Annotated in this window: 11 protein-coding genes; 4 read left to right on the top strand and 7 right to left on the bottom strand. The window is 60.1% G+C overall.

Annotated features, from left to right (window positions below):
* Window positions 1-39: 39 nt before the first annotated feature.
* From denD to purC, 7 genes are all read right to left on the bottom strand, one after another.
* The gene (gene denD, locus KUW67_RS07240) at window positions 40-1,017 is read right to left on the bottom strand and encodes a D-erythronate dehydrogenase (protein WP_224824628.1); all 978 of its coding nucleotides are present in this window, start codon (window positions 1,015-1,017) and stop codon (window positions 40-42) included.
* Window positions 1,017-3,635, bottom strand: coding sequence for a ribonuclease E/G (locus tag KUW67_RS07235; RefSeq protein WP_224824627.1), 2,619 nt, complete (start codon window positions 3,633-3,635; stop codon window positions 1,017-1,019). Before KUW67_RS07235 ends, denD begins: the two co-directional genes overlap by 1 nt.
* A 477-nt stretch (window positions 3,636-4,112) precedes the next feature.
* Window positions 4,113-5,444, bottom strand: coding sequence for a sigma-54 dependent transcriptional regulator (locus KUW67_RS07230; RefSeq protein WP_224824626.1), 1,332 nt, complete (start codon window positions 5,442-5,444; stop codon window positions 4,113-4,115).
* 10 nt (window positions 5,445-5,454) lie between these two features.
* The gene (locus tag KUW67_RS07225) at window positions 5,455-7,239 is read right to left on the bottom strand and encodes an ATP-binding protein (protein ID WP_370634925.1); all 1,785 of its coding nucleotides are present in this window, start codon (window positions 7,237-7,239) and stop codon (window positions 5,455-5,457) included.
* 36 nt (window positions 7,240-7,275) lie between these two features.
* A complete protein-coding gene (purQ, locus tag KUW67_RS07220; RefSeq protein WP_224824625.1) occupies window positions 7,276-7,944 on the bottom strand; it encodes a phosphoribosylformylglycinamidine synthase subunit PurQ in 669 nt (222 codons plus the stop codon).
* Window positions 7,944-8,174 carry a phosphoribosylformylglycinamidine synthase subunit PurS gene (gene purS, locus KUW67_RS07215; RefSeq protein ID WP_224824624.1) on the bottom strand — a complete coding sequence of 77 codons (231 nt, stop codon included), beginning with the start codon at window positions 8,172-8,174 and terminating at the stop codon, window positions 7,944-7,946. Before purS ends, purQ begins: the two co-directional genes overlap by 1 nt.
* Window positions 8,175-8,185: 11 nt before the next feature.
* Window positions 8,186-8,947: a phosphoribosylaminoimidazolesuccinocarboxamide synthase gene (gene purC, locus KUW67_RS07210; protein ID WP_224824623.1), complete on the bottom strand. Its 762-nt coding sequence runs from the start codon at window positions 8,945-8,947 to the stop codon at window positions 8,186-8,188.
* A gap of 354 nt (window positions 8,948-9,301) precedes the next feature.
* On the opposite strand from purC, the gene KUW67_RS07205 reads away from it, so the two are divergent.
* The 4 genes from KUW67_RS07205 (at window position 9,302) to KUW67_RS07190 (ending at window position 13,522) form a co-directional block, all read left to right on the top strand.
* Window positions 9,302-9,616 (top strand): DUF1476 domain-containing protein, encoded by a 315-nt coding sequence (locus KUW67_RS07205; RefSeq protein ID WP_224824622.1) that lies wholly within the window; start codon window positions 9,302-9,304, stop codon window positions 9,614-9,616.
* 114 nt (window positions 9,617-9,730) lie between these two features.
* Window positions 9,731-11,620: a phosphatidylglycerol lysyltransferase domain-containing protein gene (locus tag KUW67_RS07200; RefSeq protein WP_224824621.1), complete on the top strand. Its 1,890-nt coding sequence runs from the start codon at window positions 9,731-9,733 to the stop codon at window positions 11,618-11,620.
* A gap of 45 nt (window positions 11,621-11,665) precedes the next feature.
* Complete coding sequence (gene bmt, locus KUW67_RS07195) at window positions 11,666-12,682, top strand: betaine--homocysteine S-methyltransferase (RefSeq protein ID WP_224824620.1); 1,017 nt, start codon at window positions 11,666-11,668, stop codon at window positions 12,680-12,682.
* A gap of 138 nt (window positions 12,683-12,820) precedes the next feature.
* A complete protein-coding gene (locus KUW67_RS07190) occupies window positions 12,821-13,522 on the top strand; it encodes a B12-binding domain-containing protein (protein WP_224824619.1) in 702 nt (233 codons plus the stop codon).
* Window positions 13,523-13,577: the final 55 nt, after the last annotated feature.

Genomic DNA, 13,577 nt, shown 5'->3' with positions numbered 1-13,577 from the left:
GCTTCGCTTTTTCCAAGTATCCGCGCCGCAGGCAAATCCCTAAGCCAGCCCATCCTTGAACCGCTGCACGATCTCGCGCACAGACCGATCACCTTCAAAACCAAGGCCGCCGGCCAACGCAGTGTCAAACGCAGACGGCCACGTCCCGACAATGGCTTCAATCTTCGCGTCCGGTTGCATCGTAACGCGCGCGCGGGCTTCAGCGCCGCCCACAGCCTCCAAGGCGTCCAGCATCTGCGCGACTGACGCGGTCACGCCAGGCACGTTGAGGGCACTGAAGGCGGGCCAGTCTGCGGCAGGCACTTCTGCAGCGCGGATCAGCGCGGCGATGGCGGTTTCTGGTGAAGCCAGCCACATTTTCAGGTCGGGCGAGACCGGACAGACTGAGGGCTGGCCCATCAGCGGCTCGCGGAAGATGCCCGACGCGAAGGACGAGGCTGCTGCGTTTGGTGCGCCGGGACGCACGATGATTGTCGGCAGACGCAACGTACGCGCTTCTGCAAAGCCTTTGCGGCGATAGTCGCTCATCAACATTTCGGACATCGCCTTGGCCATGCCGTAAGAGTTGCCCGGATGGGTCGCGGTGGTCTCGGTCAGAACATCTGGCAGCGCTCCGCCAAAGACGGCGAGCGAGGACGTGCCAATCACCGGGACGTTGCGCTGCAGCGCGCGGGCGGCGTCCAGCACATTGCGGGTGCCGTCGAAATTAACCGTCAGACCCAAATCAAACTCGGCTTCTGCCTGCCCGCTGACGACAGCGGCAAGGTGGTAGACCAGTGCCGTATCCGCGTCGATCAGCGCGCCCACTTGTGCCGCATCCGTGATGTCCACCGGGACGACGCTGACCTGCCCTTCCAGCGCAGCCACAAGCGACGCGCCGGGGCGGTCGGCCAGAGCGATGTCGGAGGTTTCAATCGACGTTCCATCCGGAAGCGTCAGGTGCTCTTTTGCAAGAAGGGCCAGCGCAAGACGCTGGCCCAAAAATCCACAGCCACCTGTGATGACGATGCGCGCCATCAGCGACCCATCGACCACCAGCCCTTCTTCTTGGGCTTGTCGTCCTTGGCAGGCACCGGTTCAGGCGCAGCTGTCGCCACTTCCGCCACCGGTTCAGGCGCGGGAGCGGGCTCCGGTGCAGGCTCTGCCGCTTTTGTCTCAGGTGCGGCTTCAGCCATTTCCGGCACGGGGGCCGTCTCTTCTGCGGCCTCCTTTTTGGCAGGCGCTTTGCGTTTGCGTGGTGCGCGCTTCTTTGGCTTTTCCTCGGCGGTCTCCTCTGCAGGCGCGTCCTCGGGCTTTGCTTTCTCAGGTGCCGCTTCTGCCTCAGCCGCCTCGCTGGGGGCGTCTTTGGGCGCGTCATCGGATTTCTTGCGGCGCGTACGAGTGCGTTTCTTCGGCTTTTCCTCAGCCTCAGTCGCCTCGACCGCTTCGGCTTTTGGAGCTTCCGCATCCGCCGCCTGCTCTCGCGCAGGCTCGCCTTGCGGCGCGCCATCGGGCGATTGATCCTCAGAATGCTGGTGCTCGCCATTGCCGCCACCACCGCGCCGACGGCGACGCCGACGGCGGCGTTTGCGGGGCTGCTGTTCGCCGTCTGCGGTTTCCTCGGTTGCGGGTGCGCCCTGAGGGGCCGGAGCCTCCTCTGCGTCGACTACAACCGAATCGTCGATATCATCCATGATTGAGGAATCGACCGACACAACTGGAGCCACACGTTCAGCAACACGGCGCGTCGCGGTCTTGTATTTCTCAATCGAGAAGTCAGGCGAGACCATCATCGGATCGCCTTCCAAGCGCACGGACAAACCGTAGCGCGCCTCGATCTGGGCGATGTGTTCACGCTTGTCGTTGATCAGGAAGTTCACGATCCCCATAGGCGCTTTCAGCAGCACCTCTTTGGAGCGGCCGCGCACGCCTTCCTCTTCCAACTGCCGCAGGATCGACAAGGCGAGGTTGTCATCCGAACGCAGCAGACCCGTGCCGTGGCAATGAGGACAAGGCTGGGTCGTCGCTTCGATCATGCCGGGACGCAGGCGCTGGCGCGACATCTCCATCAGGCCGAAGCCCGAGATGCGGCCAACCTGAATACGGGCGCGATCCGTCTTGAGCTTGTCCTTCATCCGCTTTTCAACGGCAGTGTTGTTGCGGCGCTCGTCCATGTCGATGAAGTCGATCACGATCAGGCCCGCAAGGTCGCGCAGACGCAGTTGGCGGGCGACTTCCTCGGCGGCCTCAAGGTTGGTCTTGAGAGCGGTTTCCTCGATCGAGCCTTCCTTGGTAGCCCGGCCCGAGTTCACGTCGATCGCCACCAGCGCTTCGGTCACGCCGATCACGATGTAGCCACCGGATTTCAGCTGAACGGTCGGGTTGAACATGCCCGCAAGATAGCTTTCCACCTGATAGCGCGCGAAGAGCGGCAGCGGGTCGGTGTAATGCTTCACGTTCTTGGCGTGGGACGGCATGATCATCTTCATGAAGTCCTTGGCCACGCGGTAGCCCGCCTCGCCTTCGACAAACACCTCGTCAATCTCGCGGTTATAAAGATCACGGATCGAGCGTTTGATCAGGTCGCCTTCCTCGTAAATCTTTGCAGGCGCGATGGATTTGAGGGTCAGCGCGCGGATCTCTTCCCAGAGCCGCTGCAGGTACTCGTAGTCGCGCTTGATCTCGGACTTGGTGCGCTTGGCACCCGCCGTGCGCACGATCAGACCGGCGCCATCGGGCACTTCGATCTCGTTGGCGATTTCTTTCAGCTTCTTGCGGTCAGCGGCGTTGGTGATCTTGCGAGAGATGCCACCACCCCGCGCGGTATTCGGCATCAAGACGCAGTAGCGACCGGCCAGCGACAGATAGGTCGTAAGTGCGGCCCCCTTGTTGCCACGCTCTTCCTTGACGACCTGCACCAGCAGGATCTGACGGACCTTGATGACTTCCTGAATTTTATAGCGGCGCGGACGCGGTTTGCGCGCGGGGCGGATATCTTCGCTATCGTCCTCATCGGCGACAGATTCGATGCTGTCATCCTTGGCCGTGGCATCGGATTTCGCGTCAGTCGCATCATCGTCATCATCATTGTCGTCGGACGGTGTGTCCGCACTGTCATCCTCGCCCACTTCGGGGGTTTCGACAGGCGTCTCGGCGACGGTTTCCATCGGTGACAGCCCCTCGTCAGAGCTGTCCAGATCAATGGTTTCCATACCGCTGGGCGCATCTTCATCAACGGCCACTTCGGCGGTTTCAACTGCGTCCTCGACCTTGACCTCTTCGGCCTTGGCCTTGCCGCCCCGACGACGGCCACGGCCGCGCTTGGGCTTGTCTTTCTCTTCCTCGGCGTCGGCTTTCAACTGCTCAGCATAGGCCTTTTCTTCGGCCATTAGCGCTTCGCGGTCGGCGACGGGAATCTGGTAGTAATCCGGGTGGATTTCCGAGAACGCGAGGAAACCGTGCCGGTTCCCTCCGTAGTCCACGAAGGCCGCCTGCAGCGACGGCTCGACCCGTGTTACTTTTGCAAGATAGATGTTGCCAGCAAGCTGGCGTTTGTTTTCGGATTCAAAGTCGAACTCCTCGACCTTGTTTCCGTCAACCACCACGACGCGGGTCTCTTCCGCGTGGGTGGCGTCGATAAGCATTTTCTTAGCCATGTTTTCTCTGTGCACCGCGGCAAATCACCCTCCCCTGGGGGAGCGAGCGTTTGCGGGTGGTGTCTGGTGATGGCGAGCACGCGCATAGGGAGCGCATGGGCGGTTTCGCCCCCTGCTGCGTCCCTCATATCTGTCGCGCGTTGCATCGCGTTTCTTCTCCGACAGGGGTGTCCCCCGCCCATTTACGACCCGGCGCTGAGCGTCTCGGGCATTTCACGGGCCTCACCATTGAGAGGTGAAACCAGAACTTACATCCGTCTCCGAGGGCGTGATTTCGCACGCAAAACGCTCAGGACGGCAAATCTGTCTAAAGCGCAGAGGTGTCACAAGACACTTGTCACTTACCGCTAACATAAGGGACGTTACGCAATCATTACAATGGCCAATTCCCTACAAGAAGGAATTGAGCGCCAAAGCCCTGCAAAATAGCAGGACTTTAGCAATTCAACCTGAGGATGTGCGCTGTTTCCGTCCGCGTCAGAGGTAATCTGACCGCTGAAGACCGTATTTCGCCATCTTCTCGTTCAGGGTCCGGCGTGGTAATTGCAGCTCGTCCATGACGTTCACGATAGAGCCCTTATGCCGCCGCATCGTGTTATCGATCAGCATCCGCTCGAATGCCTCGACATATTCTTTCAGCGGCTTGCCTTCGGTCGTCATCGTGGGGGCAGCTTCTTCGTTGTCTGCCATCAGCAGGCTGGCGATGGAGCCTGATCCACGGCGATTTTGCAGCACGGCGCGCTCGGCCACGTTGATCAGTTGGCGCACATTGCCGGGCCAAGGAGCCTGCAACAATTGAGCTGCCTCCTGCGCGCTGATCTCAGGCGCGTCGCAGCCGTAGTCATCGGCGTATTGCTCAGAAAGCCGTGTGAAGAGCGTCAGGATGTCCTCACCGCGCTGGCGCAGCGGCGGCACGGTGATCTTGAGGGCCGCCAATCGGTAAAAGAGGTCGCCACGCAGCACATCTTCAGACGTTTTACCCCGCTCTTGCAGGTTCGAGATCGCGACGATCCGCGTTTCAGCTGGTGTGCCCTGGTCGTTGATGACCGTCAGCAGCTTGGCTTGCAGCGGATCGGACAGCGCTTCGACATCCTCCAGAACAAGAGTGCCCCCACGGGCTTCTTCAATGGCAGGGATCGGGCTGTCATCCTCGACCGGGCCAAAAAGCCGATGGGCCAGCGCGTCTTCATCATAAGCGCCACAGCTGACCAGAACGAATTTCTTGGACGCGCGCGCGCCAACCGCGTGAAGCGCGTGCGCCACAAGGGTCTTGCCGGTGCCGGTCTCACCTTCGATCAAGACGTGACCATCAGCCTGCCCCAGATCGAGGATATCCTCCCGCAGCCGCTCCATCACCGGGGACGAGCCAATCAGCTTGCGCATCAGCGCGCCGCCATCGGACAGCTCTTTGCGCAGCACACGGTTGTCCAGCGTCATGCGCCGCATTTGGGTGGCCTTCTTGGCCAGTTCGGTCATGCGGTCTGGGTTGAACGGCTTTTCCAGAAAATCGAACGCACCAACGCGCATCGCCTCAACGGCCATGGGCACATCGCCATGGCCGGTAATCATGATGACCGGCAGCCCGCTATCGACGGACATCAGCCGCTTGAGAAACTGCATCCCGTCCATGCCGGGCATCTTGATGTCACTGACGACAACGCCGGGATAATCATTGCCCAGACCCTTCAGCGCATCCTCGGCGCTCGCGAAGGTTTCGGTGTCATAACCCGACAGCGCCAGCCACTGGCTGATCGACTGACGCATATCCTGCTCGTCGTCTACAATCGCAATCTTCATCGGACGTGCCATGCTGCACCTCTCATTCTGCGGCCTCGGCTGAGGCCTCCAATAATGGCAATTGGACGTCAAAGACGGCCCCCTTGCTGGCGGCGTTCCTTGCGGTCAATCGCCCGCCCAAGTCCTTGACGATGCCCGAGGAGATGGCAAGGCCAAGCCCGACCCCATCTCCGGGGCGTTTCGTGGTGTAGAAGGGCTCGAACAGCTCATCAAGGTCATCAATCCCCTGCCCGTTATCGCGCACGGTCAGTGTCGCGGTCTCGCCGACCGAGAGCAGGATATCAATGCGCGGCTCAGCCTCTGCCTGGGTGGCGTCCAGCGCGTTGCGCAGCAGGTTGATAATCACCTGTTCGATCCGCAGCGCGTCGCCCATCACCATCACGGGTTCTTGGGGCAACGTCTTGCTTATTTCGACCGTGCGGCGGCGCAATTGCGGTTCCATCATCGTCAGCGCACCTTTCACCGCATCCCTTAAATCCAAGGGTTCAAGCACGTCCCCGGACTTGCGGGCATAGGATTTCAGCTGACGGGTAATCGCCCCCATCCGACCGATCAGATCGTCGATCCGCTGGAACGAACTCAGCGCCTCGTCCGGGCGTTTGCGTTGCAGCAACAGCTTGGCCCCGGCGAGATAGGTCTTCATCGCTGCAAGCGGTTGATTCAACTCATGACTCACCGCCGCTGACATCTCGCCCAAGGCCGCCAGCTTGGAGCTTTGCGCAAGCGTCTGTTCCGCACTTTGGAGGTTCTTTTCAACCCGCTCCCGTTCGGCAATTTCCCGCTGCAGGCGCGCGTTCAACTGGCGAAGTTCAGCCGATTCCTGGCGCACCGACACCAGCCGAGACGTGGCTTTTCGGCTGACCGAATAAAAGGCCAACGCGAGCAGAATCGAAAAGCCCATGATCTCTAGTGCGAGCACCCCGTTGACCCGTTCGCGCACCGACGCATAGGTGGTGAAAGAGGCGATTTTCCAGCCTTGGAACGGGAGGCGGTTTTCCAGCCGCATAACCGCGCGACCACTGATATAGGCGTCCACCGATTGGTTCGTCCAATCGCCCGCCGCCCAGATCGCGCGCTCAATGGCCGAGGGGGCCGATTGCAGCGCCAGCGCTTCTTCTTCGGTGCGGCCCCGCCAGCGCGGTTCGGTCGCCAGGATCACAGTGCCTTCTGAGTTGGTGACGATGACGGCGTCGGAAATGCCGGCCCAGCTGAGCTCGAACTGGCGCAGATCAACCTCGACCACGATCACCCCAAGCGTGAGCGCGTTGAACTCGATCTTGCGCGAATAAGTAAAGCGGTAAGCGCCCGCTTCAGTCGGGATGATGCTGAACACCGTGTCGCTGGAGCGCAGGGCATTCACGAAATACGGCTCGCCGCGATGGGTAGAGCCCAACTGCTCGCGTTGCGATACCGCCACAGCACGGCCGTCGGCATCCAGCAGCATCAAAGATTTCGCCTCGATCTCCTCCACGAACGACAGCAAGCGCTGGGTGGATTGTGAGTAATCCGATGAGGCCAGTGCCCCGATCAACGCAGGATCCCGCGCAAGCAATTGCGGCACGATGGAGTTGCGCTGAATCTCTGACATCAGGTTGCCTGCATACAGGGCCAAACGCAGCTCGGCCCGGTTTTTGGTGCTTTCGGTAAACCGTTCAGTCAAAAGGGAATTTGTCAGCCAGACCGTGGTGCACGCAAAGATCGCAAGCACCAGAAGCGCCAATCGTGCACGCCACGACAACGGGCGCGTCATGTCACGCTCTGCTCGCGTGGGGTCGCGCTTGGCGTCAGGGTTGGCTGGCAGGCTCATTGCCAGAGATTACGCGCCCTGCCCGCCCCGCTCAAGTCACACGTTTTCGAGCTGTCCAACCAATGTGCGGAAAAGCGCTTGCCCATCGGTGCCTCCATGGGCCGCATCAACGGCCCGTTCAGGATGCGGCATCATCCCTAGAACACGGCGGTTTTCCGACAAAATGCCCGCGATATCGGCGGTCGAGCCATTGGGATTTTCGGTGTAGTGAAACGCCACGCGGTCCTGATCGCGCAGCTTCGCCAATGTCGCGTCATCGGCCACGTAATTGCCGTCGTGATGGGCCACCGGGATGCTAAGAACGTCGCCCGCACTATAACCTTCGGTAAAGGCCGAGCTTGAGGTGGCAACCTCCAAGCCAATGGTTTTGCAGACAAATTTCAGCCCCGCATTACGCATCAACGCGCCGGGCAACAGGCCTGTTTCGGTGAGAACCTGAAAGCCATTACAAACGCCAAGCGCATACCCGCCCCGCTCCACATGCGCGACAAGCGCCTTGCAAATAGGCGATTGCGCGGCGATGGCCCCGCAACGCAAATAATCCCCGAACGAAAAGCCACCCGGAACAGCGACGACATCAACGCCCAAGGGCAGATCGGCGTCCTTGTGCCAGACCATTTCGACCTCGGCACCCGCCGCTTTCAGCGCCACCGCCATGTCGCGGTCGCAGTTGGAGCCAGGAAAAACCAGGACCGCCGCGCGCATCAGACCAGCTCGACCGAGTAGCTTTCGATCACCGTATTTGCGAGCAGCTTTTCGCACATCTCGGTCACGGTCGCCTCGGACGTGCCATCAGCCAGATCAAGCTCGATCACCTTGCCTTGGCGGACCCCTTCGACACCGTCGAAGCCCAGTGTGCCAAGCGCGTGCTTCACCGCCTCGCCCTGCGGGTCCAGAACCCCGTTTTTCAGCATGACATGAACCCGTGCTTTCATGGCCCTGTTCCTTAATTAATCAGTGTCGGCTTTGGCATATGGGTGGCATTCGAAGGCAAAACCCCCAAACGACGCGCCACTTCGGTATAAGCATCCGCGAGCGATCCCAAATCCCGGCGGAAGACATCCTTGTCGAGCTTCTGACCGGTCTCGATATCCCAGAGGCGGCAGCTGTCGGGGCTAATCTCATCCGCGACGACAAGGCGCTGGAAATCATTGTCCCAGATGCGCCCGATCTCGATCTTGAAATCGACCAGCTTGATGCCCACGCCATACATCAGGCCCGACATGAAGTCGTTGACGCGCAGCGCCAGCGCGACCATGTCGTCCAGATCCTGCTGGGTTGCCCAGTTGAATGCGATGATATGCTCTTCCGCGACGAGCGGATCACCAAGGCTGTCATCCTTATAGCAAAACTCGACGATCGGGCGCGGCAGGCGCGTGCCCTCTTCCAGCCCCAGACGTTTGCTCATCGTGCCGGCGGCGTAATTACGAACGATCACTTCCAGCGGGATAATCTCGACCTGGCGGATCAATTGCTCGCGCATATTGATGCGTTTCAGAAAATGCGTCGGCACACCGATATTCTCAAGACCGATCATGAAGAACTCGGACAGGCGGTTGTTGAGCACACCCTTGCCTTCGATCACGTCCTTTTTCTCGGCGTTGAAGGCGGTGGCATCATCCTTGAAATATTGCACGAATGTGCCGGGCTCGGGGCCTTCATAGAGGACTTTTGCCTTACCCTCGTAGATCTTCTTGCGACGCGCCATGGAAACTCCGTTCTCGCGTGGGCTTGATGGCTCCACACGCCTGGCGCCCGTATAAGACAAGGGCGCGACACCCGCAACTGCGGATAAAGCAGGGTGACCAAGGGCTTGCAGGATCGCTTTGAATCGCTTGCAGTTTTGCGCCCGCGAGAACGAGCGGCTTATACCCGCTTGGCCTCATTTTTCTTATGCGAATCCTAACTGAGGGAAAGACCGATGACGGCTTTTGGCAGCCGATGCGTGACGCAGACGGCCACCCATGACCAATCAAGAGGCAAAACGGGCAAAGCTGACGCATATACAAACGACAAGATCGTCCCTACATAGAGGTCAACAGTATTCTAAGAGGACACCCTAATGACCACGTTTGATGACCGCGAAAACGCCTTTGAAAACAAATTCGCCCATGATGCGGAAATGCAGTTCAAAGCCGAAGCCCGCCGCAACAAGCTGCTGGGCCTTTGGGCGGCAGAGCTTCTTGGCAAATCTGGCGATGACGCGGCTGAATACGCCAAGGAAGTCGTAAAAGCCGATTTTGAAGAGGCGGGCCACGAGGATGTCGTGCGCAAGGTTGCAGGCGATCTGGGTGACAAGTCTGACCCCGATACGATCCGAGCCAAAATGGCGGAGTTCTTGATTGAGGCGAAAGCCCAACTGCTCGCCGAACACTAGCAAAAACATTTCTGTTTTCGCATGACCGTTAATCGGACGGTAATCGCGGCCCGCTAGTCAGAGCGAGCCGGAAAAGGAACCTGTCTGCTGCTTCGCCTCATTTTTACGCCACGCATGTTGCTGCCGCCAGTGGCCGCCATCGCCTGTCTGTGGTTGCTCAGCCACCGATTGGACGCGGTTGATCTGCCTCGGGTTTGGGACGCGGTTGCAAATCTCAGCCTGTATCAATGGGTGCTGGGCGCGCTGGCCACATTGGGCAGTCTGGCTGCCGTCGGGCGGTATGACGTCGTGATCCATCGCGCCCTTGGCACCGGGATTTCCGCACGCGCGGCAGGCCGCTCAGGCATGGCGGCTATCGCTTTGTCGCAAACCATCGGGTTTGGCATGCTCAGTGGCGCGCTGGTGCGTTGGCGCATGTTGCCCGGTTTAAGCCTGTGGCGCGCAACCAAGCTGACGGCAATAGTTGCGGGCTCGTTTCTGGCGGCCTGGGCTGTCTTTACGGCCGTTACCGTGCTGGTATTGCGCCCCGGATTTGTCCGTTATGAGGCCTATTTGGGCATGGCCCTTCTGCTGGCTTTGGCAGCTGTCTTCTATGCTGCAAGCCGCGGATACAAAATCGGACGTTTTGCGATGCGCGTGCCGAACCTGTTGGTGATCGGCCCGCTTCTGCTGTGGGTCGCCGTGGATACGGGGTTGGCCGCCGCCGCGCTCTATTGGCTTTTACCGGACGGCACGATAGTCAGCTTTGCGCTTTTGCTGCCCGCTTTTCTGGTCGCGTTGGGCGTTGGCATGATTTCAGGCAGCCCTGCAGGATTGGGCGCGTTCGAGCTGACATTGCTGGCGTTGCTCCCGACAGAGCTGATGGCCGAATTGCTTGCGGCGATTCTGGCCTTTCGGCTGATCTACTATGCCGCCCCGGCGGTGATTGCCCTGATCCCCCTGGCCTTCGCTGGCCGTCAAATCAGCGCGGCGCCTCAACCCTTCACCATACGAGGCGCCGCGCTTGGGGTGCCAACGCACAGCAACCCCGAAGCTGCCGTTTTGCGGCAAGATAGCGGGCTCATCCTATCGGCACGCGGCGTGACATGGGGCTTGCGCCACACCCCGCATACGCTGACAGCATTAGGCACACCGCTTTTGGGCCGCGAGACCGATACGCTGGCCGTTTTGACGACCGCCGCCCGTGAAACCGTGCGCTTACCTGTCCTTTACAAAGCACCGCCCCGCCTTGCCGTAAAGGCCCGAGCTTCGGGTTGGGCAGTCAGCTGTATCGCTCATGATGCGATCCTGTCACCGCAGAGCTTCTCCACTAACGGCGCGTCCCGCCGCCAACTGCGCCGGGCACTGCGCAAAGCCCAAAGCGCCGGTTTGCGCACAGAGCTGGCCCTAGGCAGCTTGCCTGAGGACGCGATGACCCGCGTTCATAACGCGTGGGAACACCACTCGGGCCGCGAGCGCGGCTTTTCGATGGGACGGTTCGACCTGCCCTATCTTTATGGACAAAGGGTATATCTTGCCTATAGCGGCGACACGCTGGTTGGCTTTATCAGCCTGCACGCGGCGCCGCAGCTTTGGGTGCTGGACCTGATGCGTCAAAGCGAGGCCGCGCCGACCGGGACGATGCACGCCTTGATCTGTCACGCGCTGCACGACGCAGAACAGGCCGGGGTCAGCCAGTTTTCACTGGCGGCTGTGCCTTGCGAAACAGGGGACGCGACGGGGCTTGAGCGCTTTGTGCGGCATCAGGTTCAAAAGGCCAGCGGTGCAGACGGGTTGCGTCGGTTCAAGGCGAGCTTTGCGCCAGACTGGCAACCGCGCTACTTCGCGACGCGTCTCAAATGGCATGCGGCACTTGCGGTTCTTGAGATTGCCCGCGCGATTAAAGACCCGCAAGCCATGCGCGGCTTGCCCTCACCGGCAGCACACGCGCATCCAGCTCAAGAAGATTATGAGAATTATGAAATTGATTCATATCCACGCGCGTGCGAGACGGCCCCTAGATAACGGCGCTGCGCTGCATTGCGACCGCCTTCATTGATGGACTTATGCATGTCAAACGCGCTCAGCAAACTTCTTGAAACTCGCGACTGGCTTCTGGCCGATGGGGCGACAGGAACGAATCTTTTCAATATGGGGCTGTCATCGGGCGACGCCCCCGAGCTGTGGAATGTCGAGCAAACCGACAAGATCCGCGCGCTTTACAAAGGGGCGGTCGATGCGGGGTCTGATCTGTTCTTGACCAATACGTTCGGCGGCAATGCCTCTCGGCTCAAACTGCACGATGCGCAATCGCGGGTCCATGAGTTGAACAAAGCCGGGGCGGAACTGGGCCGCGATGTGGCCGACGCCGCAGACCATCCGGTTGTGGTTGCAGGGTCGGTTGGCCCGACAGGCGATATCATGGCCCCGATGGGCAGCCTGACCCACGAAATCGCCGTCGAGATGTTCCACGAACAAGCCGAAGGTTTGAAAGCGGGCGGTGCGGATGTGCTGTGGCTCGAGACAATCTCGGCCCCCGAAGAATACGCCGCCGCGGCAGAGGCTTTTGCGCTGGCCGATATGCCCTGGTGTGGCACGATGAGCTTTGACACCGCCGGACGCACGATGATGGGCGTTACATCAGCCAATATGGTGAAAATGGTCGGCAAGCTCGACACGCCGCCGCTGGCATTCGGCGCCAATTGCGGCGTCGGCGCGTCCGATTTGTTGCGCACTGTGCTGGGCTTTGCGAGCCAAGGCCCGGAGGTCCCGCTGATTGCCAAGGGCAATGCCGGCATCCCAAAATACCATGACGGTCATATTCATTACGACGGCACGCCTGAACTGATGGCCGATTACGCCTGCCTGGCCCGCGATTGCGGGGCCACGATCATCGGCGGTTGCTGTGGCACCACGCCCGAGCACCTGGAAAAGATGCGCGCAGCCCTTGAGACACGCCCGAAAGGCGACCGCCCTAGTCTTGAGCAGATCGCCACGGCTCTTGGTGGCTTCTCCTCGGCTCAGGACGGCACAGAAGAAGGCGCTGCCCCGCCGCGTCGTCCGCGCCGCCGCAGCCGTTCGGCCTGAAGGCTCAAAGCCTGTTCGGGTCGGTCGCAAATCAACCAATGTCGCAATTAAACCACTTGAGCTGCGACAAAAAAGGCATGTTGCCGATAGGAAACGTGCCGATCGAATTTTGATCTGGCCTTGTGAAGGACCGCCGCGATGTCTGACGAAGACGATATCATCCTGTCTGAACTGAACGACGAAGAGCTTGTTCAACAGATGTTTGACGACCTTTACGACGGTCTCAAGGAAGAGATCGAAGAAGGGGTCAACATTCTTCTGGAGCGCGGCTGGGCGCCCTACCGGGTTTTGACCGAAGCGCTGGTGGGCGGTATGACCATCGTCGGAAACGACTTCCGCGACGGGATCCTGTTTGTGCCCGAGGTGCTGCTGGCGGCCAACGCAATGAAAGGCGGGATGTTCATCCTCAAGCCGCTTCTGGCCGAAACGGGCGCACCGCGTGTGGGCAAAATGGTGATAGGCACCGTAAAAGGCGACATCCACGACATCGGCAAAAATCTCGTGTCGATGATGATGGAAGGCGCAGGTTTTGAAGTGGTCGATCTGGGCATCAACAACGCGGTTGAGGCCTATCTTGAAGCGCTGGAAACCGAAAAACCGGATATCCTGGGCATGTCTGCCCTGCTGACCACGACCATGCCATACATGAAGGTCGTGATCGACACGATGGTCGAGAAGGGCCTGCGCGATGACTATATCGTGCTGGTGGGTGGTGCTCCTCTGAACGAGGAGTTTGGCAAGGCGATCGGCGCGGATGCCTATTGTCGGGATGCCGCCGTGGCGGTTGAGACGGCGAAGACCTTTGTGGCGCGCAAGCACAATCAGATGGCGGCTGGATAAACTCCGGGATGCCTCCGGCGGGAGTATTTGTGCAAAAGTGAAAGCCTGACCTTGT

It is taken from the genome of Cognatishimia sp. MH4019 (assembly GCF_020177595.1).
GTDB lineage: Bacteria > Pseudomonadota > Alphaproteobacteria > Rhodobacterales > Rhodobacteraceae > JAHTBL01.
The sequence above is the reverse complement of the archived record's forward strand: the minus strand, read 5'-3'. Positions and strand labels throughout refer to the sequence as shown.

Excerpts from the sequence above, each read along its gene's own strand:
- denD (WP_224824628.1), bottom strand. The coding sequence starts at position 1,017 with ATGGCGCGCATCGTCATCACAGGTGGCTGTGGATTTTTGGGCCAGCGT.
- KUW67_RS07235 (WP_224824627.1), bottom strand. The coding sequence starts at position 3,635 with ATGGCTAAGAAAATGCTTATCGACGCCACCCACGCGGAAGAGACCCGC.
- KUW67_RS07230 (WP_224824626.1), bottom strand. The coding sequence starts at position 5,444 with ATGGCACGTCCGATGAAGATTGCGATTGTAGACGACGAGCAGGATATG.
- KUW67_RS07225 (WP_370634925.1), bottom strand. The coding sequence starts at position 7,239 with ATGAGCCTGCCAGCCAACCCTGACGCCAAGCGCGACCCCACGCGAGCA.
- purQ (WP_224824625.1), bottom strand. The coding sequence starts at position 7,944 with ATGCGCGCGGCGGTCCTGGTTTTTCCTGGCTCCAACTGCGACCGCGAC.
- purS (WP_224824624.1), bottom strand. The coding sequence starts at position 8,174 with ATGAAAGCACGGGTTCATGTCATGCTGAAAAACGGGGTTCTGGACCCG.
- purC (WP_224824623.1), bottom strand. The coding sequence starts at position 8,947 with ATGGCGCGTCGCAAGAAGATCTACGAGGGTAAGGCAAAAGTCCTCTAT.
- KUW67_RS07205 (WP_224824622.1), top strand. The coding sequence starts at position 9,302 with ATGACCACGTTTGATGACCGCGAAAACGCCTTTGAAAACAAATTCGCC.
- KUW67_RS07200 (WP_224824621.1), top strand. The coding sequence starts at position 9,731 with ATGTTGCTGCCGCCAGTGGCCGCCATCGCCTGTCTGTGGTTGCTCAGC.
- bmt (WP_224824620.1), top strand. The coding sequence starts at position 11,666 with ATGTCAAACGCGCTCAGCAAACTTCTTGAAACTCGCGACTGGCTTCTG.
- KUW67_RS07190 (WP_224824619.1), top strand. The coding sequence starts at position 12,821 with ATGTCTGACGAAGACGATATCATCCTGTCTGAACTGAACGACGAAGAG.